Annotated in this window: 21 protein-coding genes and 1 tRNA gene; 17 read left to right on the forward strand and 5 right to left on the reverse strand. The window is 67.6% G+C overall.

The genetic code is table 11. The features are described 5' to 3' along the window. Positions 1 to 6: 6 nt before the first annotated feature. Together rpoD and V7Z98_RS07790 are read left to right on the forward strand one after the other, a co-directional pair. Entirely contained in the window at positions 7 to 1,977 is a 1,971-nt protein-coding gene (gene rpoD / locus V7Z98_RS07785; protein ID WP_334157578.1) for an RNA polymerase sigma factor RpoD, read from the forward strand. An 18-nt stretch (positions 1,978 to 1,995) separates the two neighbouring features. Beyond that, positions 1,996 to 2,072, forward strand: a tRNA-Ile gene (locus V7Z98_RS07790). Positions 2,073 to 2,114: 42 nt separating this feature from the next. Here V7Z98_RS07790 and V7Z98_RS07795 read toward each other — a convergent pair. Next, positions 2,115 to 2,447, reverse strand: coding sequence for a hypothetical protein (locus V7Z98_RS07795; protein ID WP_334157579.1), 333 nt, complete (start codon positions 2,445 to 2,447; stop codon positions 2,115 to 2,117). Positions 2,448 to 2,547: 100 nt separating this feature from the next. On the opposite strand from V7Z98_RS07795, the gene gluQRS reads away from it, so the two are divergent. Then, a complete protein-coding gene (gene gluQRS, locus V7Z98_RS07800) occupies positions 2,548 to 3,513 on the forward strand; it encodes a tRNA glutamyl-Q(34) synthetase GluQRS (protein ID WP_334157580.1) in 966 nt (321 codons plus the stop codon). 236 nt (positions 3,514 to 3,749) lie between these two features. Here the strand turns inward: gluQRS and clsB are convergent, their stop codons facing one another. The 4 genes from clsB to V7Z98_RS07820 are packed head-to-tail and all read right to left on the reverse strand — an operon-like array spanning position 3,750 to position 7,376. Further along, positions 3,750 to 4,937 carry a cardiolipin synthase ClsB gene (gene clsB / locus V7Z98_RS07805; RefSeq protein WP_334157581.1) on the reverse strand — a complete coding sequence of 396 codons (1,188 nt, stop codon included), beginning with the start codon at positions 4,935 to 4,937 and terminating at the stop codon, positions 3,750 to 3,752. 5 nt (positions 4,938 to 4,942) lie between these two features. Then, a complete protein-coding gene (locus tag V7Z98_RS07810; RefSeq protein ID WP_293263922.1) occupies positions 4,943 to 5,764 on the reverse strand; it encodes an endonuclease/exonuclease/phosphatase family protein in 822 nt (273 codons plus the stop codon). Positions 5,765 to 5,786: 22 nt separating this feature from the next. Next, positions 5,787 to 6,896 carry a quinolinate synthase NadA gene (nadA, locus tag V7Z98_RS07815; protein WP_334157582.1) on the reverse strand — a complete coding sequence of 370 codons (1,110 nt, stop codon included), beginning with the start codon at positions 6,894 to 6,896 and terminating at the stop codon, positions 5,787 to 5,789. A gap of 27 nt (positions 6,897 to 6,923) precedes the next feature. After that, positions 6,924 to 7,376, reverse strand: coding sequence for a rhodanese-like domain-containing protein (locus V7Z98_RS07820; RefSeq protein WP_334157583.1), 453 nt, complete (start codon positions 7,374 to 7,376; stop codon positions 6,924 to 6,926). 486 nt (positions 7,377 to 7,862) lie between these two features. Here V7Z98_RS07820 and glnA point away from each other — a divergent pair, with 486 nt between their 5' ends. From glnA to V7Z98_RS07890, 14 genes are all read left to right on the forward strand, one after another. Further along, complete coding sequence (gene glnA, locus V7Z98_RS07825; protein WP_293263925.1) at positions 7,863 to 9,275, forward strand: type I glutamate--ammonia ligase; 1,413 nt, start codon at positions 7,863 to 7,865, stop codon at positions 9,273 to 9,275. Positions 9,276 to 9,448: 173 nt separating this feature from the next. Continuing rightward, on the forward strand, positions 9,449 to 9,916 hold the full coding sequence (locus V7Z98_RS07830; protein WP_293263926.1) for a DUF4124 domain-containing protein: 468 nt from the start codon (positions 9,449 to 9,451) through the stop codon (positions 9,914 to 9,916). A gap of 46 nt (positions 9,917 to 9,962) precedes the next feature. After that, positions 9,963 to 11,090 carry a nitrogen regulation protein NR(II) gene (glnL, locus tag V7Z98_RS07835; RefSeq protein WP_442951824.1) on the forward strand — a complete coding sequence of 376 codons (1,128 nt, stop codon included), beginning with the start codon at positions 9,963 to 9,965 and terminating at the stop codon, positions 11,088 to 11,090. Between the two features lie 75 nt (positions 11,091 to 11,165). After that, the gene (gene ntrC, locus V7Z98_RS07840) at positions 11,166 to 12,596 is read left to right on the forward strand and encodes a nitrogen regulation protein NR(I) (protein WP_334157584.1); all 1,431 of its coding nucleotides are present in this window, start codon (positions 11,166 to 11,168) and stop codon (positions 12,594 to 12,596) included. Between the two features lie 89 nt (positions 12,597 to 12,685). Then, complete coding sequence (locus V7Z98_RS07845; protein ID WP_334157585.1) at positions 12,686 to 14,368, forward strand: biotin--[acetyl-CoA-carboxylase] ligase; 1,683 nt, start codon at positions 12,686 to 12,688, stop codon at positions 14,366 to 14,368. Positions 14,369 to 14,437: 69 nt separating this feature from the next. Then, positions 14,438 to 15,811 (forward strand): TrpB-like pyridoxal phosphate-dependent enzyme, encoded by a 1,374-nt coding sequence (locus V7Z98_RS07850; protein ID WP_293263929.1) that lies wholly within the window; start codon positions 14,438 to 14,440, stop codon positions 15,809 to 15,811. Positions 15,812 to 15,835: 24 nt separating this feature from the next. Further along, positions 15,836 to 16,669 (forward strand): SPOR domain-containing protein, encoded by an 834-nt coding sequence (locus tag V7Z98_RS07855; protein WP_334157586.1) that lies wholly within the window; start codon positions 15,836 to 15,838, stop codon positions 16,667 to 16,669. A 10-nt stretch (positions 16,670 to 16,679) separates the two neighbouring features. Next, complete coding sequence (gene coaE / locus V7Z98_RS07860) at positions 16,680 to 17,339, forward strand: dephospho-CoA kinase (protein ID WP_334157587.1); 660 nt, start codon at positions 16,680 to 16,682, stop codon at positions 17,337 to 17,339. A gap of 141 nt (positions 17,340 to 17,480) precedes the next feature. Then, positions 17,481 to 18,236: a cell division protein ZapD gene (zapD, locus tag V7Z98_RS07865; RefSeq protein WP_293263932.1), complete on the forward strand. Its 756-nt coding sequence runs from the start codon at positions 17,481 to 17,483 to the stop codon at positions 18,234 to 18,236. 164 nt (positions 18,237 to 18,400) lie between these two features. Beyond that, a complete protein-coding gene (locus V7Z98_RS07870) occupies positions 18,401 to 19,648 on the forward strand; it encodes a tyrosine-type recombinase/integrase (RefSeq protein ID WP_334157588.1) in 1,248 nt (415 codons plus the stop codon). Positions 19,649 to 19,941: 293 nt separating this feature from the next. Further along, positions 19,942 to 20,268, forward strand: coding sequence for a type II toxin-antitoxin system RelE/ParE family toxin (locus V7Z98_RS07875; RefSeq protein WP_334157589.1), 327 nt, complete (start codon positions 19,942 to 19,944; stop codon positions 20,266 to 20,268). After that, complete coding sequence (locus V7Z98_RS07880) at positions 20,265 to 20,588, forward strand: helix-turn-helix domain-containing protein (RefSeq protein WP_334157590.1); 324 nt, start codon at positions 20,265 to 20,267, stop codon at positions 20,586 to 20,588. The genes V7Z98_RS07875 and V7Z98_RS07880 overlap by 4 nt, the downstream gene beginning before the upstream one ends. Before the next feature lie 13 nt (positions 20,589 to 20,601). Then, complete coding sequence (locus V7Z98_RS07885; protein ID WP_334157591.1) at positions 20,602 to 20,865, forward strand: hypothetical protein; 264 nt, start codon at positions 20,602 to 20,604, stop codon at positions 20,863 to 20,865. Continuing rightward, on the forward strand, positions 20,865 to 21,653 hold the full coding sequence (locus V7Z98_RS07890; protein WP_334157682.1) for a transcriptional regulator domain-containing protein: 789 nt from the start codon (positions 20,865 to 20,867) through the stop codon (positions 21,651 to 21,653). The genes V7Z98_RS07885 and V7Z98_RS07890 overlap by 1 nt, the downstream gene beginning before the upstream one ends. Positions 21,654 to 21,942: the final 289 nt, after the last annotated feature.

The raw sequence follows: 21,942 nt of genomic DNA on the forward strand, positions 1-21,942 counted from the left end.
AGGGTCATGGCAAAGGAAAAGGCAAAGGACGCCGCCAAGGAAATCCTCAAGGCCAAAGCCGCCAAGGCGAAGGCTTCGTCGGCCGAGCCCGCGGAAGCCGGTTCTCCGTCCGCCGTGGATGCCGAAACGCGCAGAACGCGCCTCAAGAACCTGATCAAGCTCGGCAAGGAACGGGGCTACCTGACCTACGCCGAAATCAACGACCACCTGCCTGACGACGTGGTGGACGCCGAGCAGATCGAATCCATCATCACCACCTTCAGTGACATGGGCATCAAGGTCTTCGACGAGGCTCCGGCCGCCGAAGAACTGCTCATGTCCGACACCGCCGCCGCTGCCAGCGACGACGAGGATGTGGAAGAGCAGGCCGAAGCCGCCCTGTCCACCGTCGATTCCGAATTCGGCCGCACCACCGACCCGGTGCGCATGTACATGCGCGAGATGGGCACCGTCGAGCTGCTCACCCGGGAAGGCGAGATCGAGATCGCCAAACGCATCGAGGAAGGCCTCAAGCACATGGTGCTGGCCATTTCCGCCTGCCCCTCCACCATCACCGAGATCCTGGAGATGGCCGAGAAGGTGGAAAAGGAAGAGATGCGCATCGACGAACTGGTCGATGGCCTGATCGACCCCAACGCCGTCGAGGAAGAAGCCGCCCCCGCCGCCGAACTGCCGTCTTCCGATGACGACGACATTGACGACGATGGCGACGACGAGGACGGCGAAGGCGGTGCCGTGTCCGCCTCCCTGCTCCAGCTCAAGACCGACGCCCTGGAGCGCTTCGCCACCATCAAGGCCGCCAACGCCAAGATGGTCAAGGCCCTCGCCAGCAAGGGCAGCCAGGACAAGATCTACCTCAAGCACCAGAAGCAGATCTCCGACGAGCTGATGCTGATCCGCTTCACCTCGCGCACCATCGAGCGGCTGTGCGACGGCGTACGCGCCATGGTCGAAAGCGTGCGCGAACGCGAACGCAAGATCCTCGACATCTGCGTCGAGCGCGCCGGCATGGCCCGCAGCCACTTCATCAAGTCCTTCCCGGGCAACGAGGTGAACCTGGCCTGGGCCGAAGCCGAAGTGTCCGCCGCCGGCAAGGCCGCCTACGCGGCCGTGCTGGCCCGCAACATCCCGGCAATCCACGAAGAGCAGCAGAAGCTGATCGACATCCAGAACAAGATCGGCATCTCGCTCAAGGAACTCAAGGACATCAACAAGCAGATGTCCACCGGCGAAGCCAAGGCCCGCAAGGCCAAGCGCGAGATGACCGAGGCCAACCTGCGCCTGGTGATCTCCATCGCCAAGAAGTACACCAACCGGGGCCTGCAGTTCCTCGACCTGATCCAGGAAGGCAACATCGGCCTGATGAAGGCGGTGGACAAGTTCGAATACCGGCGCGGCTACAAGTTCTCCACCTATGCCACCTGGTGGATTCGCCAGGCCATCACCCGCTCGATCGCCGACCAGGCCCGCACCATCCGCATCCCGGTGCACATGATCGAGACGATCAACAAGATGAACCGGATTTCCCGCCAGATCCTCCAGGAAACCGGCGTGGAACCGGACCCGGCCACCCTGGCGGAAAAGATGGAGATGCCCGAGGAGAAGATCCGCAAGATCCTCAAGATCGCCAAGGAGCCCATCTCCATGGAGACGCCGATCGGCGACGACGACGACTCCCACCTGGGCGACTTCATCGAGGACACCGCCACCACCGCCCCGGTGGAAGCGGCCATGTACGCCAGCCTCAAGGAAGTCACCGGCGAGATTCTGGACAGCCTGACCCCGAGGGAAGCCAAGGTGCTGCGCATGCGCTTCGGCATCGAGATGAACACGGACCACACCCTGGAAGAAGTCGGCAAGCAGTTCGACGTCACCCGGGAGCGCATCCGCCAGATCGAAGCCAAGGCCCTGCGCAAGCTGCGCCACCCGTCCCGTTCGGACAAGCTGCGCAGCTTCCTCGACTCCAACAGCAACTGACGGCGCCAACCGCTTGACGGGCCGTTAGCTCAGTCGGTTAGAGCAGGGGACTCATAATCCCTTGGTCGCAGGTTCGAGCCCTGCACGGCCTACCATCCCGAAGCCGCCTGGTCCGCCAGGCGGCTTTTTCATGCCCGCTACTCGGCCAGCACCCAGCCCTGGTCGCCCTTGACGAAGCGGCCCTTGCCCAGGCCCTCCTGCACCCCCACCACCGGCAGCTCGGTGCGATAGCTGAAGTCGCACACGTAGCCCGGCGCCTCGGCGCTCTTCTGGCAGGCCACCTTCTTGGCGGACAGCACCTTGACGGTCTGGGCCAGATCGCCGCCGATGAAACGTCCCGTGCTGGTCTGCACGCTCTTTTCGTAGGCCTGGCGGATATCCTCGTCGCCGGGCTCGGCGGCGCAGCCCGCCAGGATCAGGATGGCGGCAATGGCGGCGGCAGAAGCCGGCCGAAAATGGGGAAGGCGCATCGCGGGCGATCTCGGATAACGGGCGGAAGTGCCAGACTGCCGCGCCCGGCGCCGCCTGGCAAGCAGGGCGCCGGCAAAGGCCCACGGTAAAATCCGCCCCATGCCCGTCTCGATGCCACCCACCTCGCCCAGCTCCGCCGCTCCCTACGTCGGCCGCTTCGCCCCCTCCCCCACCGGGCCGCTGCACTTTGGCTCCCTGGTGGCAGCCGTGGGCAGCTACCTGGACGCCCGCGCCCACGGCGGGCAATGGCTGCTGCGCATCGAGGACGTGGATACGCCCCGGGTGGTGCCCGGCGCCAGGGACGGCATCCTGCGCACCCTGGAATCCTTCGGTTTCGCCTGGGACGGCCCGGTACGCAACCAGAGCGATCCGGAGCGGCGTTCCGCCTACCAGGCCGCCCTGGACCGGCTGACCGCCGCCGGCCTGGCCTACCCCTGCGCCTGCACGCGCCGCGCCATCGCCGCCGCATCCCCCCACGCCTCGGTGGATGGCGCCCCGGTCTATCCGGGTACCTGCCGCGACCATCCGCCGGCGGGACCCGGCCCCTTCGCCTGGCGGCTGCGCCTGCCCGCGGCGGGCAGCCCTGACGATGCCATCGCGGTGGCCGACCGCCTGCAAGGCGCCATCGCCCAGCACCTGGCCGAGGATGTGGGCGACTTCGTGCTCAAGCGCGCCGACGGGGTCTACACCTACCAGCTGGCGGTGGTGGTGGACGATGCCGACCAGGGCGTCACCCACGTGGTGCGCGGCGCCGACCTGATCGACTCGACCCCGCGCCAGGTGGCCCTGCAACGGGCCCTGGGCCTGCCCACGCCGTCCTACCTGCACCTGCCGGTGGCGGCCAACGCCGCCGGGGAAAAGCTCTCCAAGCAGACCCTGGCCCCGGCCCTGCCGCAGTCACGCGAACTAGCCCAGGAGTTGGCCCGGGCCCTGGCCTTTCTCGGCCAACAGCCGCCGGCGGAACTGGCCGCCGCCCCCCTGGACGCGCTGTGGGCCTGGGCCCACGAACACTGGTCCCTGGCCCGGGTGCCGGCCCGGCGCAGCATCGTGCTGGCCGACGATTGAGCCCTCGGCGAAAGTCCGCGCCCCTGGCCGATCTCCAGGGGTACTGCCCGGAAAGCCAATAGGGACGCGGGGTTTCAAATAGGGGATAAGCCTGCCTTCCCGGCGCCGGCAAGGCAGTGCGCCCAGCAACCAAGAGCAGGCGAAGGCACAACAGAGCCGGGCGAAACCGGGCCGATGCTTGAGCTTGGCGCTGCATCCCCGGCCCACGGCCGCGGGAGAACGCAAGCACCGACGCCTCAGTAGCGGTCGCCCAGGCCGACCAGGGACAGCCCCACCCGCACCAGGTAGTAGGCGGTCCAGCGCAGGCTGCGCCCGACCCAGCCGAGGCGGCGCCAGTCGCCGGCCCGCACCTCCCGGGAATCCCCGTCCAGGGCCTGGGCCAGGTGGCCGCGCAGCTCCCGGGCAAAGCCCCGGTCCAGCACCGCCACGTTGGCCTCCCGGGCCAGCAGCAGGCTGAAGGGGTCCATGTTGGCCGAGCCCACCGTGGCCCACTGGCTGTCCACCACCCCCACTTTGGCGTGGAGGAAGCTCGCCCGGTATTCGAAGATGCGCACCCCGGCGTCGAGCAGGGCGCCGTAGAGGGCCTGGGTGGCGTAGTGCTGGAGGCGGTATTCGACCCGCCCCTGGAGCAGCACGATCACGCTCACCCCGCGCTGCGCCGCCTCCACCAGGGCGTGGCGCAGGCGCCGGCCGGGCAGGAAGTAGGCGTTGGCGATGACCACCTCGCTGCGCGCCGCGGCGATGGCCTCCAGGTAGGCCTCGGGGATGTCGCGGCGGTGGCGCAGGTTGTCCCGGATCAACAGGGCGGCGCGCTGCCGCCCCGCGGGCGGATCGTCGCCGCCGCAGGGCGGGTCGGCGCACAGCCGGCCGACCCGGTAGCGGTGGCGGAAATTGGCCCAGACGACGATCTCCCACACCCGGACCATGGTATGGCGCACCGCCTCCACCAGGGGGCCGTCCACCGCCACCGCGAAGTCGTAGCGCGGCGCCGTATGGCCGGGCACGTTGAAATCGCTCTCGATGTTGATGCCACCAACGAAGGCGGTGGTGCCGTCGATCACGGCCAGCTTGCGGTGCAGGCGGCGCAGGCGGTGGCGCTTGAGGCGGAAGCGGCCGCGCAGGCTGGCGATCTCGGGTCGGTAGACGAGGACGTGGACGCCGTCGGCGACCATGCCCGGGGCCAGGGTGCGGGGGAATTCGCCGCCGCCGAAGCCGTCCACCAGCACCTGCACCGCCACCCCGCGCCGCGCCGCCCGGGACAGGGCGGCGGCCACGGCCAGGCCCACGTCGTCGTCGGCGAAGATGTAGGTTTCGAGGAAGATTTCGTGCTGCGCCGCGTCGATGGCGGCAATCAGCGCGGGGAAGTATTCCACCCCGCATTTGAGGAGCTTCAGCCGGTTGTCAGGTTGAAACTCGGTCGGCACCGGGGCTACCCGTGGGGCAGGAGACGCGCCGCCAGCAAGGCGTGGTCGGAAATGCGCGACCAGGGACGGCCGGAATGGACCTGGGCGTCGGCAACGGCGAAGCCGCGCACGTAGATGCGGTCGAGGCGGAACAGGGGCAGGGCCGCCGGGAAGCTGCGCGAAGGCTTGCCCTGGGCGCGGGAGAAGGCCTCGCGCAGGCCGAGGCGCTGGGCCAGCAGGCCGTCGGCCCGGTTGCGCCAGTCGTTGAAGTCGCCGGCGATGATCAGGGGGGCGTCCCGGGGCACCAGCTCCTCGATGCGCCCGGCCAGCAGGTCGAGCTGGTGGCGCCGCGAGTGGCCGAGCAGGGACAGGTGCACGCACACGCAGTGCAGCGAACGCCCGTCCCAGGTGGGCACGGCGATCTCGCAGTGAAGCAGGCCACGGCGCTCGAAGCGGTGGTGGGTCACGTCCTGGTTGTGGGCATGCACGATGGGGAAGCGGGACAGCACGGCGTTGCCGTGGTGGCCGTGGTCGTACACCACGTTGCGCCCGTAGGCCGACTCCTGCCACACGTCCTCGGCCAGGAACTCGTGCTGGGGCGCCTCGGGCCAGCCATCGTGGCGCTCCTCGTGGTGGCGGTGCTGGCCCTGCACTTCTTGCAGGAACAGAATGTCCGGCGCCAGGCCGCGCAGCTCCTGGCGCAGTTCATGGACCATCAGGCGCCGGTTGAACTGGGAGAAGCCCTTGTGGATGTTGTAGGTGGCGATCGAGATCGGCGGCAGGGGCGCGCGGGCGGCCCGGCCGGCGGCCGGCGCGGCAACATAGGGATTCGGCCGGTGGGCGTTCATCGCAGCGCTGCGGGCCGGCGGCTCAGGACACCGCCAGCATGCGGTCCAGGGCCAGGCGTGCCAGTTCGGCCTCGTGGGCCGGCACAGAAATGCGGTTGACCACCTTGCCTTCCACCAGGTTTTCCAGGGTCCAGGCCAAGTGCTGGGGGTCGATGCGCTGCATGGTCGAGCACATGCAGATGGTGGTGGCCATGAACTGGACGATCTTGTCGTCCGGCGCCACTTCCCGGGCCAGGCGCTCCACCAGGTTGAGCTCGGTGCCCACCAGCCAGCGGGTGCCCTTGGGCGCTTCCTTGATGGTCTTGACGATGTGCTCGGTGGAGCCGACGTGGTCGGAGGCGGCGCACACCTCGAAGTTGCACTCCGGGTGGGCGATGACGATGCCGTCCGGGTGCTTGGCGCGGAAGGCGTCGATGTGGCTCTTCTGGAACATCTGGTGCACCGAGCAGTGGCCCTTCCACAGCAGGATCTTGGCGTTCTTGATCTGCTCCGGGGTGAGGCCGCCGTATTCCAGGTCCGGGTCCCACACCACCATGTCGGTGAGCGGCATGCCCAGCTGGTGACCGGTCCAGCGGCCCAGGTGCTGATCAGGGAAGAACAGCACCTTGGGCCGGCGGGCGAAGGCCCATTCGGCGATGGTACGGGCGTTCGACGAGGTGCACACGATACCGCCGCGCTCGCCGCAGAAGGCTTTCAGGTCGGCCGCCGAATTGATGTAGGTGACCGGGGTGACCTGGTTGGCCGGGTCCTCGCCGAGCACTTCGCCCAGCTCGCGCCAAGCCCGGGTGACCTTGGCCAGGTTGGCCATGTCGGCCATGGAACAGCCGGCGGCCAGGTCGGGCAGGATGGCGATCTGGTTGGGCTTGGACATGATGTCCGCCACCTCGGCCATGAAGTGCACGCCGCAGAAGACGATGTAGTCGCTCTCGGCCTGGGCGGCCAGGCGCGACAGCTTGAGGGAATCACCGGTCAGGTCGGCGTGCTGGTACACGTCGGCCCGCTGGTAGTGGTGGCAGAGCAGCACCGCCTTCTTGCCCAGCGTGGCCCGGGCGGCGCGGATGCGCTCTTCGCACTCGGCGTCGGACAGGCTGTTGTAACGGTCGAAGGAGGGGTTGAAGGCAATGGTTTGCATCGAATCGGTCACTTCTCGAAACTCGGATCAGCTCTGGGTCCACGGCAGGCCGGCGAAGCGCCAGCCGCCTACGGTGTTGCGCCGGCCGTCGGCGCTCTTGTCGCCCTCGAACCCTTCCAGGATGTTGCAGGCGCTGGTGTAGCCGGCCTGGGCCGCCGCCGTGGCCGCGGCGTTGGAACGCCCGCCGCTGCGGCACAGGAACAGCACCAGGGCCTCCCGGTCCACCTCGCGCTTGAGGCGCTCCAGGAAGTGGGGGTTGCGCCCCCCGTCCGGGTACAGGTTCCACTCGATCTCCACCGCGCCGGGCACGCGCCCGACCCAGTCCCACTCGGCCTTGGTGCGCACGTCCACGAGCACGGCGCCGGGGGCGAGCTTCCACACCTCGTAGGCTTCCGCCGGGGTCAGGGCCCCGGCGTAGGGCAGGTTCTGGTCCTCGGCGCGGGCCTTGGCCAGCGCCAGCAATTCGTTCAAACGCCCCATGGCAAACCTCGCGGTGCTCAGTGGATGTGGATGGATTGTCGAGCCGCCTGCGCGGCGGTGCGCGGGTCCCGATCAGATGGGGGCGCGGTGCGGCCGGACAAGGGGTAGCAAGTATAAATCAGGCGCCCGCCCCCGGCGTCGCCGGGATGGAGGAACGGGGTGGCGCGGCCAGGCGAAGGTGAAGCGAAGGCGCGTAGACGAGATTGGAGGATGCCTGAGGGCCGGGCCTCCGCGATACGATTTGGTGCAAATTTACGGCAGAATCCGGCCCCTTGCCGCTTGAGCACCAATTTGGTGCATAAACGGCGAATGGCGCACCGATTTTGTGCGGAGTCAGCTACTCCCGGCAGCAGGATTCCGTTATGGCACAATGGCGTGGGTTTATCGGCCGGACTGGCATGGAACCTGCTCAATCCGGTCCGCAAACGAATTACCGCAATCCTGAATTCTGCCGGGCACCGGCACCTTGCTTAGGAGATGTTGCACATGACGACCCCCCAGGACGTGATCAAGATGGTCAAGGAAAACGACGTCAAGTTCGTCGATTTCCGCTTTACCGATACCCGTGGCAAGGAACAGCACGTCGGCGTGCCCATCAGCCACTTCGATGAGAGCAAGTTCGAGGAAGGCCACGCCTTCGACGGCTCCTCCATCGCCGGTTGGAAGGGCATCCAGGCCTCCGACATGCTGCTGATGCCGGACGCCGACACCGCCTACATCGACCCCTTCTTCGACGAGCCCACCCTGGTCCTGACCTGTGACGTGGTGGAACCCGCCGACGGCAAGGGCTACGACCGCGACCCCCGCTCCATCGCCAAGCGCGCCGAGGCTTACCTGAAGTCCTCCGGCATCGGCGACACCGCCTTCTTCGGTCCGGAACCCGAATTCTTCATCTTCGACTCGATCGAGTGGAAGACCGACATGTCCGGCACCTACAGCAAGATTTCCTCCGAAGAGGCCCCCTGGTCCTCCGACGACAAGTCCGAAGGCGGCAACGCCGGCCACCGTCCCGCGGTGAAGGGCGGCTACTTCCCGGTTCCCCCAGTCGACCGTCTCAACGACATCCGCGCCGCCATGTGCCTGGCCCTGGAATCCCTGGGCGTGCCCGTGGAAGTGCACCACCACGAAGTGGCCACCGCCGGCCAGTGCGAGATCGGCACCAAGTTCTCCACCCTGGTCAAGCGCGCCGACTGGACCCAGATCCAGAAGTACGTGATCCACAACGTGGCCTACCAGTACGGCAAGACCGCCACCTTCATGCCCAAGCCCATCGTTGGCGACAACGGTTCCGGCATGCACGTGCACCAGTCCATCTGGAAGGACGGCCAGAACCTGTTCGCCGGCAACGGCTACGCCGGCCTGTCCGAAATGGCCCTGTACTACATCGGCGGCATCATCAAGCACGCCCGCGCCCTGAACGCGATCACCAACCCGCTGATCAACTCCTACAAGCGCCTGGTGCCCCACTTCGAAGCCCCGGTGAAGCTGGCCTACTCCGCCAAGAACCGCTCCGCCTCGATCCGCGTGCCCCACGTGGCTTCCACCAAGGCCCGCCGCATCGAAACCCGCTTCCCGGACCCGGGCGCCAACCCCTACCTGTGCTTCGCCGCGCTGCTGATGGCCGGCCTGGACGGCATCCAGAACAAGATCCACCCGGGCGAACCCGCGGACAAGAACCTGTACGATCTGCCGCCGGAAGAAGACGCCAAGATCCCGACCGTCTGCCACAGCCTGGACCAGGCTCTGGAAGCCCTGGACCAGGACCGCGAGTTCCTGACCCGCGGTGGCGTGTTCTCCAACGACTGGATCGATGCCTACATCGCCCTGAAGATGGAAGAAGTGACCAAGCTGCGCATGGCTGTGCACCCCCTGGAGTTCGAGCTGTACTACTCCATCTAAGAGGTCGCGCGACCGCAGCACTGAAAGGGACGGGGCAACCCGTCCCTTTTTTCTTTGGTCATTCCCGCCCGATGACGGCCCGATTTGCATGGCCTGCCATTGACCGCCCCATGCTCACGGTTGCCCGCATCCGGCAACGCCCCTACACTTGCCCCATGCGCAACGAGGCCCCCATGAAAACCGCGTCCCTGCTCGTTTCTGCCGCCCTGCTGCTGGCAGCCGGCGGTGCCCAGGCCCAGATCTTCCGCTGCACCGATACCGAGGGGAACACCGTCATCTCCAACGTGCAGCAGGGCAAGAACTGCAAGAAGGTCGCCACCGACCCGGTATCGTCCATGCCCCCGCCCAAGGCCGCCCCGGCGCCCCGGGCCCCCAGCCCGTCCGGCTTCCCCCGGGTGGACGACGCCACCCAGAAGGCCCGCGACGGCGACCGCCGCCGCATCCTCGAACAGGAACTGGCCAGCGAGCAGAAGAGTCTGGAAGAGGCGCGCAAGGAACTGGCCGACCAGGAAGCGGTGCGCAACGGCGACGAGCGCAACTACCAGAAGGTGCTCGACCGCCTCCAGCCCTACAAGGACAAGGCCCAGTTGCACGAGCGCAACATCGAGGCCATCCGCAAGGAGCTGGCTAACCTGCGCTGAGTGTCCGATTCTTCGACGTGGCCCGCTCCTTGCTCCGTTCCGAGCCATGAACGCCACGCCGCCTTCCAACGCCGCCAACGCCTCCGGCCCCGCCGCCCAGCCCACGACCTTGCCCTCCTTCCCCGGCCTGGACATGCTCTCCGCCGCGGTCCTCGTCCTCGACGCGGACTGTCGGGTCTGCTACGTCAACCCGGCGGCGGAAAACCTGCTGGCCTGCTCCCTGCGCTCCCTGTTCGGGCGGCCCCTCAACGCCACCGTGCAATTCGGCGCCGGCCTGCAAGCGGCCCTGGGCAACGCCATCGCCAACAACTGGGGCTACACCGGCCAGAACATCGAGCTGCGGCGCGACGGCCGCGAAATCCTCCACGTGGACTGCACTGTCACGCCGGTGGAGCCCCCGCCCAACCTGCCCGCCGCCCGCCTGCTGCTGGAACTGCGCCCCATCGACCAGCAACTCAAGGCCCACCGCGAAGAGCGCCTGATCGAGCAGCAGCTCGCCAACCGGGAGCTGATCCGCAACCTGGCCCACGAGATCAAGAACCCCCTGGGCGGCATCCGCGGCGCCGCCCAGCTGCTCGAACGGGAGCTGGTGGACCTCCCCAACGCCCCGGCCCTCAAGGAATACACCCAGGTCATCATCAAGGAGGCGGACCGCCTCCAGGACCTGATGCAGCGCCTGCTCTCGCCCCACCGGCCGATGCAGCCCGGCCCCACCAACATCCACGAAATCCTGGAACGGGTGCGCAGCCTGCTGCTGGCCGAATACCCGGGGGGGCTCACCGTGCGACGCGACTACGACACCAGCCTGCCCGAGCTGGTGGCCGACCGGGAACAGCTCATCCAGGCCCACCTCAACATCGCCCGCAACGCCGCCCAGGCCATGGACGGCCAGGGCGAGATCGTGCTGCGCACCAGGGCGGTGCGCCAGGTGACCCTGGCCAAGAAGCGCTACCGTCTGGCCATCGAGGTGCAGATCGAGGACAACGGCCCGGGCATCCCGGACGCCATCCGCGAAAAGATGTTCTACCCCCTGGTCTCGGGCCGGGAGGGCGGATCGGGGCTGGGGCTGACCCTGGCCCAGAGTTTCATCCAGCAACATCAGGGCACCATCGAGTGCGACAGCCGGCCGGGGCGGACCTGCTTCACCCTGTGCCTGCCGGTGGAAGAGGCCTGACCGAAGCCGGCCCGGGGCCTGGCAAGCTCCTTGCATCATCGTTGGGCAACGCCAACACAACTCAGGGAAGACTTCATGAAACCTGTCTGGATCGTCGATGACGACCGCTCCATCCGCTGGGTGCTGGAAAAGGCCCTGGCCCGGGAATCCATCGCCTTCCGCAGCTTCGCCTCGGCCAACGAGGTGCTGGCCGAGCTGGACCGGGGCTGCGAGCCGCCCCAGGTACTGCTCTCCGACATCCGCATGCCCGGCGCCTCGGGCCTGGACCTGCTCACCCGCATCAAGTCGGCCTGGCCCGGCCTGCCGGTGATCATCATGACCGCCTACTCGGACCTGGAGTCGGCGGTGGCGGCCTTCCAGGGCGGCGCCTTCGAATACCTGCCCAAGCCCTTCGACGTGGATCAGGCCATCGAGCTGATCCGCCGGGCCGTGGACGAGTCGATGCACCAGAATGGTGCAGCCGAGGAACCCAGCCTCACGCCGGAGATTCTCGGCACCGCCCCGTCGATGCAGGAAGTCTTCCGCGCCATCGGCCGCCTGTCCCATTCCCACGCCACGGTGCTGATCACCGGCGAGTCCGGCGCCGGCAAGGAACTGGTGGCCCGCGCCCTGCACCGCCACAGCCCCCGGGCCGACAAGCCGTTCATCGCCCTCAACACTGCCGCCATCCCCAAGGACCTGCTCGAATCCGAGCTGTTCGGCCACGAACGCGGCGCCTTCACCGGGGCCACCGCCCAGCGCCGCGGCCGCTTCGAGGAAGCCGCCGGCGGTACCCTGTTCCTCGACGAAATCGGCGACATGCCCCCGGAGCTGCAAACCCGCCTGCTGCGGGTGCTGTCCGACGGCCACTACTACCGGGTCGGCGGCCACCAGCCGCTCAAGGCCAACGTGCGGGTCATCGCCGCCACCCACCAGAACCTGGAAACCCGGGTCAAGGAAGGCTTGTTCCGGGAAGACCTGTTCCACCGCCTCAACGTCATCCGCGTCCGCCTGCCGGCCCTGCGCGAGCGGCGCGAGGACATTCCCCTGCTGGCCCGCCACTTCCTGGCCAAGAGCGCCCAGGATCTTGGGGTGGAGGCCAAGCGCCTGTCCGACGGCGCCCTCAAGCACCTGATGGGCCTGGACTTCCCGGGCAACGTGCGCCAGTTGGAAAACCTCTGCCACTGGCTGACGGTGATGGCCCCGGGCCAGACCGTGGAAGTCACCGATCTGCCCCCGGAAATCCGCGAGGCCCAGGCCAGCAACGGCGGCGGCAGTACCTACGGCGACTGGGAAACGGCCCTGGCCGCCGAAGTGGACCGGGAGCTGACCCGCCACAGCGGCGAGGTGCACGACCGCCTCACCCGCATCTTCGAGCGCATCCTGATCAACCGGGCCCTGGCCCACACCGCCGGACGGCGCATCGAGGCGGCCACCGCCCTGGGCATCGGCCGCAACACCATCACCCGCAAGATCCAGGAACTGGGTCTGGACGCCCCCCGGGAAAGCGTCGGCGCAAACGAATGACCCGCCGCGCCACGGGCGCGGGATGGCGGGGGGCAAATCGGTGATAATTATGGATTAACCGTTTTCGCCGCCCGCCGGTCCCCGCCTCCGTGAGCCAGCACCTCCCGCCCGTTCAGCCCGACCCGTCGGTTACCGCGCCGACGCCGGCCCCCCTGGACACTCCGGCCCGCCCAACGCCCCTCATCGACCTCGCCCGCCTCAAGGCCTGTCTCGGCCCGATGGCCGGGCGCTTCGACGTGGACGCCCTGGCCGAGTGCGATTCCACCAACCTGGAGCTGGCTCGCCGCCCCCAGGCCCCCTCGGGCACCGTGGTGGTGGCCGACGCCCAGACCGCCGGCCGCGGCCGGCGCGGCCGCACCTGGCTGTCCCGCCCCGGCGCCAGCCTGACCTTTTCCCTGCTGTGGCGCTTCGCCGGCGAAGCCGGTCGCCCTGAGCGCCTCTCCGGTCTCCCCCTGGCGGTGGGCCTGGCGGTGGCCCGGGCCGTGGAAACCCTGGCGATCCCCGGGGTGTGCCTGAAATGGCCCAACGACCTGCTGCTCGCACAGCCCGGCGACGGCTCCCTGGCCAAGCTCGGCGGCATCCTGGTGGAAACCAGCCTGGAACGGGGTGGCGCCTCCGCCATCATCGGCATCGGCCTCAACCTGGACGCCCCGCCCGACCCGGGCCAGCCGGCCGCCTCCCTGGCCATGGCCTGTGCCGCCGCCCTGCCCCCGCCCGACCGCCACACCGTGCTCGCCGCCCTGCTCGGCGAACTGGCCGACGTGCTCGACACCTTCGCCCGGGAAGGCTTCGCCGCCCTGCGCCCGCACTGGGAAGCGCGTCATGCCTACCAGCGCCAGCGCGTCTGCCTGACCGGCGACCACAGCCGCCAGGAAGGCCTCTGCCTCGGCGTTGACGACAGCGGCGCCCTGATCCTGGAAACCGGCGCCGGGCCGGAACGCCACCTGGTGGGCGACCTGTCCCTGCGCCCGGTGGCCCCTTCCCGCCACGGCCCCCTGCTGATCCTCGACGCCGGCAACAGCCGCCTCAAGTGGGGCCTGCGCGAAAACGGCCACTGGCTGGCCTACGGCGCCTGGCCCTGGCGCGAGGCCGGCGACGCCCTGGCCGAGGTGCTGCGCAAGCACCCGGCCATCGCCTCGGCCCTGGGCTGCAAGGTAGCCGGCGACGCTCAGATCGCCCCCATCCAGGCCCTGCTCGACCGGGCCAACATCCCCCTGCGCTGGCTGTCGCCGAGTGCCCACGCCCACGGCGTGCGCAACCGCTACCAGCAGCCGGAGCGCCTGGGGGCCGACCGCTGGGCCGCCCTGATCGGCGCCTGGCACCGGGAGCGGCGCGCCTGCCTAGTGGTCTGCGCCGGCACCGCCACCACGGTGGACGTGCTGGAGGCCGGCCCGGGCGAAGGCGTCTTCGCCGGCGGCATGATCCTGCCCGGCTACGCCCTGATGCGCCGCGCCCTGGGCCAGGGCACCGCCCAGCTGCCCGGCGAGGGCGGCCACTACACGCCCCTGCCGCGCCTCACCGAGGACGCCATCGCCACCGGCTGCCTGGCGGCCCAGGCCGGGGCCATCGAGCGCATGGCCCGCCAGCTGCCCCCGGGCAGCCCGGTGCTGCTGGCCGGCGGCGACGCCGACCGGCTGGCGCCCCTGCTCGACCACCTGCCGGCGGTGCTCGCCCACGGCCTGGTGCTGGACGGCCTGGCCCACGTGGCCGAAGCCACCCACACCGCCGCCAGCCCGCCCGGCCACGCCGCCCCCCCGGCTCGACCCGCGTAAGCCCTTGCGCTACCGTATCGGCCGCAACGCATCCGCATCACGACACCAACAACACAGGGAGACCCTTCGATGAGCAGCCTCGATCCGAGCCGCATCTACCTCGACCCGGCGGAAATGCCGACCCACTGGTACAACGTCGCCGCCGACCTGCCCACGCCCCCGGCCCCGCCCCTGGGCCCGGACGGCGAGGTGGTCAAGCCCGAGCAGATGCAGGCCATCTTCCCCGATGCCATCATCGAGCAGGAGATGAGCGCCGAGCGCTGGATCGAGATTCCCGAGGAAGTCCGCGACATCTACCGCCTGTGGCGGCCCGCCCCCCTGGTGCGCGCCCACCGCCTGGAAGCGGCCCTGGGCACCCCGGCCAAGATCTTCTACAAGTACGAGGGCGTCTCCCCGGCCGGCTCCCACAAGCCTAACTCCGCCGTGCCCCAGGCCTTCTACAACAAGCAAGCCGGCATCAAGCGCCTGACCACCGAGACCGGCGCCGGCCAGTGGGGCTCGTCCATCGCCTTCGCCGGCCAGATGTTCGGCCTGGAAGTGCGGGTGTACATGGTCAAGGTCAGCTACGGGCAGAAGCCCTACCGGCGCCTGATGATGCAGACCTGGGGCGCCGAGGTGTTCGCCAGCCCTTCCGAGCTGACCCAGACCGGCCGCGACGCGCTGGCCAAGGACCCGGACAACCAGGGCTCCCTGGGCCTGGCCATCTCCGAGGCGGTGGAAGAGGCCGCCGGCCGCGCCGACACCAACTACACCCTGGGCTCGGTGCTCAACCACGTACTGCTGCACCAGACCATCATCGGCCTGGAAGCCAAGAAGCAGTTCGACAAGCTCGGCCTCTACCCGGATGTGATCGTCGGCCCCTGCGGCGGCGGCTCCTCCTTCGGCGGCATCGCCTTCCCCTTCCTGGCCGACAAGGCCGCCGGCGAGAAGCGCGCGGCCAACCTGCGCTGCGTGGCGGTGGAACCCACCTCCTGCCCGACCCTGACCCAGGGCGCCTACGCCTACGACTTCGGCGACGCCTCCGGCTTCACCCCGCTGATGAAGATGTACACCCTGGGCCACGACTTCATGCCCCCGGGCATCCACGCCGGCGGCCTGCGCTACCACGGCGCCTCGCCCCTGGTGTCCCAGCTCACCGAGGCCGGCCTGGTGGAGGCCCTGGCGGTGCCCCAGTTGGCCACCTTCGACGCCGGCGTGCAGTTCGCCCGCAGCGAGGGCATCATCCCCGCCCCGGAATCCTGCCACGCCATCCGCGCCGCCATCGACGAGGCCCTGGCTGCCAAGGCCAGCGGCGAGGAAAAGGTGATCCTGTTCAACCTCACCGGCCACGGCCACTTCGACATGACCTCCTACGACCGCTACTTCAGCGGCAAGCTGGAGGACTATGCCTACCCGGCCGATGCCATCCGCGCCTCCCTGGAACACCTGCCCAAGGTCGGCTGATCCCCCGTTGCCAAGGTGCCCACCGTGCCCATCGTCGTCTTCCTGCTGATCCTCGCCAACTTGCTGTTCCTGGCCTTCGCCCAGGGCTTCTTCGCCGGCGGCTCTTCCGACACCCAGGCCCCGCGCCCGGTGGCCGCGGACAAGCTGCGCATCGTCGCCCGGGGCGATACCCCGCCCCCGGCGGCGGCCCCGGCCAAGGACGCTCCGGCCGACAAGGCGGACGAAGGGGGCGCCCCCCCGGCGGGCGAGGCCAAGGCCGATGGCGGCAACGGCACCAAGGCGCCGGCCGCGGCGGCGGAGCCCGCCCCGGCCAAACCGGCCAAGGCCGATCCGCCCGCCAAAGCGGACCCCAAGACCGCCCCCAAGCCCGACGCCAAAGCCGATCCCCGGGCGGCGGCCAAGCCCGACATCTGCCTGGCCTGGTCCGGCCTGAGCGGCGCCGAAGCGGACAAGCTGACCGCCCTCTTCAAGGACCGGCACCTCAAGCTCGCCCGGCGCAGCCAGCCGGCCGAGGTCAGCCAATGGTGGGTGTTCATCCCGCCCCTGCCGACCAAGGCCGACGTGGACCGCAAGGCCGGCGAGCTGAAGCAGATGGGCGTCACCGACTTTTTCGTCGTACAGGAAAGCGGCGCCAACCACTTCGCCATCTCCCTGGGGGTGTTCTCCTCGGAGGGCGGCGCCCGGGATCGCCTGGACGCCCTCAAGGGCCAGGGAGTGCGCAGCGCCAAGGTCGGCCCGCGCTCGGGCAAGGGCGAAGTCGTCACCCTCCAGGCCCGGGGCGACCAGGATGCGGTGGGGGCGGCCAAGTCCAGCGCTGCCAAGGCCCTGCCCAATGCCCAGACGGCCAGCTGCGGCTGAGGCTGAGACCATGGCCAGCGCGCCCTCCCCCTTCGTCGTCGGCCTGACCGGCGGCATCGGCAGCGGCAAGAGCGCCGTGGCCGAGCGCTTCGCCGCCAGGGGCGCGGCGGTGGTGGACACCGACGCCATCGCCCACGCCCTGACCGGCCCCGGCGGCGCGGCCATGGCCGCCATCGGCGCCGCCTTCGGCCCTGAGGTGGTGCGCGCCGACGGCGCCCTGGACCGGCCGGCGATGCGCCGCCTGGCTTTCGCCGATCCGGCCACCCGGCAGCGCCTCGAAGCCATCCTTCACCCCCTCATCCGGGCCGAGAGCGACCGTCAGGCCAAGGCCGCTGCGGACCATCCCTACGTGCTGCTGGTGGTGCCCCTACTGGTGGAATCGGGCACCTACCGGGAACGCTGCCAGCGCATCCTGGTGGTGGATTGCCCGGAAGCGGTCCAGATCGCCCGGGTCATGGCGCGCAACGGCCTGGCCGAGGCCGAGGTCCGCGCCATCCTGGCCGCCCAGGCCAGCCGGGCCGAGCGGCTGGCCGCCGCCGACGACGTGATCGTCAACGACGGCGCCCTGGAGGCCCTCGAACCCCGGATCGACGCCCTGGACTGGGACTACCGCCGCCTGGCCGCGGCTCTGGCCGGCGACAACCGGGACCGACTTCATGGAACGTGTTGAGATTTCCCCGCAACTGGGCCAGAATTCAGGGACTTTTTCCCTGGATGCCGCATCGGCGCTGATTTTCCGCCGGGCCGCGCCCTCCGTTCCGAACCCTTCGGCATAGTCCAGCGCCATCTCATTCCAGGCTCCCTTCCGGTCGTGATCACCTACGAATACCCCTTCAACGAGCGGATCCGCACCCTGCTGCGCCTGGAAGACCTGTTCGAGAAGACGAGCCACTTCATCGCCCACCAGGGCCACCAGGAGCACCACGTCGCCCTGGTCACCCTGTTCGACATCCTGGAAACCGCGTCCCGGGCCGACCTCAAGCTCGACCTGATCCAGGAACTGGAACGGCAACGCCAGACCCTGCTGGCCTTCCGCAACAACCCGGAAATCTCCGAAGAGGCCCTGTCCGGCGCCCTCTACGAAATCGAGCAGGCTTCTGCCGCCCTGCTCGCCATGACCGGCCGCATCGGCCAGCACCTGCGCGACAACGAATGGCTGATGGGCATCAAGAGCCGCGCCGCCATCCCCGGCGGAGTATGCGAGTTCGACGTGCCCTCCTACCACTTCTGGCTGCACCACCCGGCGGAAACCCGCCGCGCCGCCCTGGAAGGCTGGACCCGCCCCTTCCTGCCCCTGCGCGACGCCCTTACCATCGTGCTGCGCCTGCTGCGCGCCTCGGGCCGGCCCGACCACTTCGTCGCCAAGTCCGGCGCCTTCCAGCTCATGCTCGGCGGCAGTTCGGCCCAGATGGTGCGCCTGCGTCTCGCCCACGAGATGGCGGTGATCCCCGAGATCAGCGCCAACAAGTACGCCCTCAATGTCCGCTTCGCCTGCCCGGACGGCAGCCTGCGCCCGCGCCACACCGATCAGGACGTGGATTTCGAGATGACCTTCTGTAATCTGTAGCAACCTTTCACAACGTTCCGGGTTGATTCAAAAACCCATGCAGAGGCCCGCAAATGCGGGCTTTGTCTTTTCAGGACGTTGCGTAGCTACCCACAACACAGCATACTATCCGGGTAGCTACATGGGTAGCTGTGCGGGTGGTTGGGTAGCTGGGAGGGTGTGTCATGGGCAAGCTGACGGATGTTCAACTGCGAAACTGGGTAAGGGCCGGTCAGCCGGTGGCGATGTCGGATGGGGATGGGCTGACTTTCACCCTGTCGGACAAGGGTACGGCGGCATGGGTGCTGCGCTATCGCATCGGCGGTAAGCGCAAGGAGCTGACCATCGGGCGATACCCCGATATCAGCCTGACCAAGGCGCGGGCCATTGCGACGGACAAGCGGGCCGAAGTGCAGCAGGGCGTTGATGTGGCACAGGAGAAGCGACAGGCTGCCCAGGATGCCGCCCAGGCTTGGACATTCAAGCGACTGGCGGATGACTACCTAGAGCGGGCGGCGGATCGCCTCAAGCCGCTGACCATCGATGGGCGCCGGCAGCAGTTGCGGGACTACGTGCTACCCAAGATCGGCGGGCGCCCGGCCGCCCAGGTGTCGCCGGTCGATATCGTGGAGATCGTCGAAGCGACGAGCCTCAAGTCCCTGCATGTTGCCCGCCTGGTGCTGATCGCCATCCGGGAAGTATTCGCCCACGGGATCGCCCGCCATGTGGTGACGGCGGACCCCTGCGCCCATATCAAGGCCCGCGCCATCATCGGTGGGACCAAGGAGACCCGGCAGCGCGTCATGCTGACAGATGCCGAGCTGGCGGAAGTGTTCAAGGGGCTGCCGGATATGGGCAGGCAAAATGCCCTGATGGTTCGCATCCTGCTGGCAACCGGGGCGCGTATCGGCGAGCTGGTGAAAGCGGAGTGGCGCCATGTCGATTTCGACCGGGCGGAATGGACCATCCCACCCGAGCACTCAAAGAACGGCAAGCAGTTCGTCATTCCCTTGGCGCCGTTGGTGGCCGGGTGGTTTGCCGAGCTTCACGCCCTGGCCTTCGAGTCGGCCTATGTGCTTCCGATCCGTAGCCCAAGGGGTGAGAAGGTGGATAAGCCCATGGAGCTGACGACGCTGAATGCCGCCCTCAAGGGCTTCCATGCCGTCATGAACAAGGAGCGCCCCCGCTTCCGCTATTTCACCCCGCACGATCTGCGCTCCACGTGTCGCAGCCATTTGGGCTCGCTGGGCGTGGATGTGCTCATTGCTGAGCGCTGCCTGAATCATTCCTTGGGTGGCCTGGTGGCTATTTACGACAAGCACGATTACCTGACCGAGCGGCGCCGGGCCTTGGAATTGTGGGCTGCCAAGCTGAATGGGCTGGAGAGCGGCGCCGCGTTCAATGTCGTTCCCCTCAAGCGAGGAACTGCATAGTTAAAAGGGAAGCTGAAAAAGTCAGTGGGAACACTGGGAACAGTGGGAACAATCCTTTATAAAGACCGTGGATACTAGAATATAAGTGTTCCCACCAAATCCATTTTTACTGGGAACATGTTCCCACTTGGCCGGTACTTCTGAGCCGCCCGGCGGCGGATCGAGGCCCGTCTCGGCCAGAAGTCAAAGCCGGAAAAACCCGCCCCCTCGCCTGTGGCGCGAAAGCCGATCCTGCCGGCCCGCCCCGGCCCATGGCGTTTGGGAACTATACAAATTCCGATATACTCAAAGACATGAAACCGGTTGAATTCTGTGGGGATGCGCTGGACGAGTTGCGGGCCTTTCCGATTGGGGCACGGCGAGAAGCGGGCTACCAGATAGACAAGGTGCAGCACGGCCAGGAGCCGGACGACTGGAAGCCGATGAAAACCATTGGCGCCGGGGTCCGGGAAATCCGCATATGGGACGAGGCCGGTACCTTTCGCGTGATCTACGTGGCCAAGCTGGCGGATGCCGTCTATATCCTGCATTGCTTCCAGAAGAAGACCGAGCAGACGAGCGAGCGGGATATCACTCTCGCCCGCAAGCGATTCAAGGAACTATTGGAGCAGCAACGATGAGCGAAAAGCGATTTGCGAGCGTATGGGAAGCCCTGGAGGATACCCCCCAGGAGGCTGCCAGCATGAAGGCGCGTGCTGAGTTGATGCGCGGCTTGCAAGCCTGGATCAAGCGGGAAGCGCTGACCCAATCCGCTGCCGCCGGCTTGCTGGGTGTCACTCAGCCCCGCGTCTCTGACCTGGTGCGGGGGCGAATCAACCTGTTTTCCACGGATGCGCTGATCGATATGGCGGCGACAGCGGGCCTTTCCCCTCATGTGACCCTCAAGCCGCAGCGCCGGACCGGGCGCAAGCCCAGTGACGCCCAGGCGCTGGCAGCCTAACGGAGTAACTGCGATGGGCAAGGCATTCGATAACATCCGGCAAGGGCTAGATGGGGCCATTGCCCACGGTAAAGGCCAGGCGTATGCCGGCGTGCAGATGCGCCGCCCCCGCAGCCTCAAGGGGATCGGCGCGATTGCCTTGGTCGGCGTGGTGGTTTTTGGCGTGCTGGCCATCCTGTGGGAGATCGTCAAGCAGCCGCTGGCGCTGATCTATGGTCTTGTCGGGCTGGGTGTGGGGTATGCCCTTGTTCGTGCCGTTTGGATGGCTGCCGCGTGATGGCGTTTTCTGACTGGAGATGCACTGACGGCTATCCACGTGCGGACGCAGCCAGCGTCGAGCAGTGGGCGTGGGAGTTCCTGCGCCGAAACCCTCAATATCAGCAGGATTGGGCGGACTATGTGCGTCGATGCCGGGAGGTTGTTCCTGGCTTTGCTGGAAGGACGGAATTGACCAAAGATGACTTTCGCTCTCTGCTGGAGCACGAGTCTTTGCAAGTGTATGACCCGCCTCGCTTGGATGGTGAGACGGAAGAAGAGTGGATTAGACGGGTAGGCAAAGGCGTTTCGAGTAGCCTTGGCGGTGTCATGGCCGATAAATGGGGGCTTTCGTCGTTCTACGATCCCGCCAGTGAATATTCCCCGCTACTGTCATTTGCGGATCGCCCGGCAGCTCAGTGGTTGCCAAAGCATGTTCTGGAACGTGGCTCGTATCACTTGGAGGCTAGCGACCAAGTGATGGTGTTCGATTTGGAACTGCCGTTGGATGGGCAATTGGAGCAAGCGAAAACGTTCCTTCTTGCGATGCAGAAACGCTTGCAGCAAGATGGAAAAATCGACCAGATTTCAGCCGGTCGGCAAAGGTCTGATTTGTATCCAGCATATCTCCGAGTGCTGGATGCGGAAGCAGACAATGTGGAGGCGGCGGATATCGCCAAGGAGCTATTGCCGCATCTGGAAAACATCTACCCGGAATATTCTGCGAGCAAGACAGTTCGCAACTACCTTAAGGCCGCGAAGACGATTCGTGACGGCGGATATCGTGCCTTGATCGTCAAGCACAAATAACTGTGATTCGCTAATTAGCCGTGGGCCGCTAATACGGCTGATACCATCGGCAAGCCTCTTTCTATCGTTCGTCCATCGCGCCACAACGGCGCACTACATGGAGCGAACGATGAAACCGCAACGACTTGAACGAATTCCCCAGGCCGCCGGCCGCATGGGGGTAAGCCCTTCCCAGGTGTATCGGGAGATTCAGGCAGGACGCCTTGGCCCGTTGGTAAAGATCGGGGCCCGTGCCTCTGCCTTGCCTGCAGACTCCGTAGATGGCTGGATTGCCGCCCGCATTGCTGAG

The sequence above is a fragment of the Oryzomicrobium sp. genome (genome assembly GCF_036820405.1).
GTDB lineage: Bacteria > Pseudomonadota > Gammaproteobacteria > Burkholderiales > Rhodocyclaceae > Oryzomicrobium.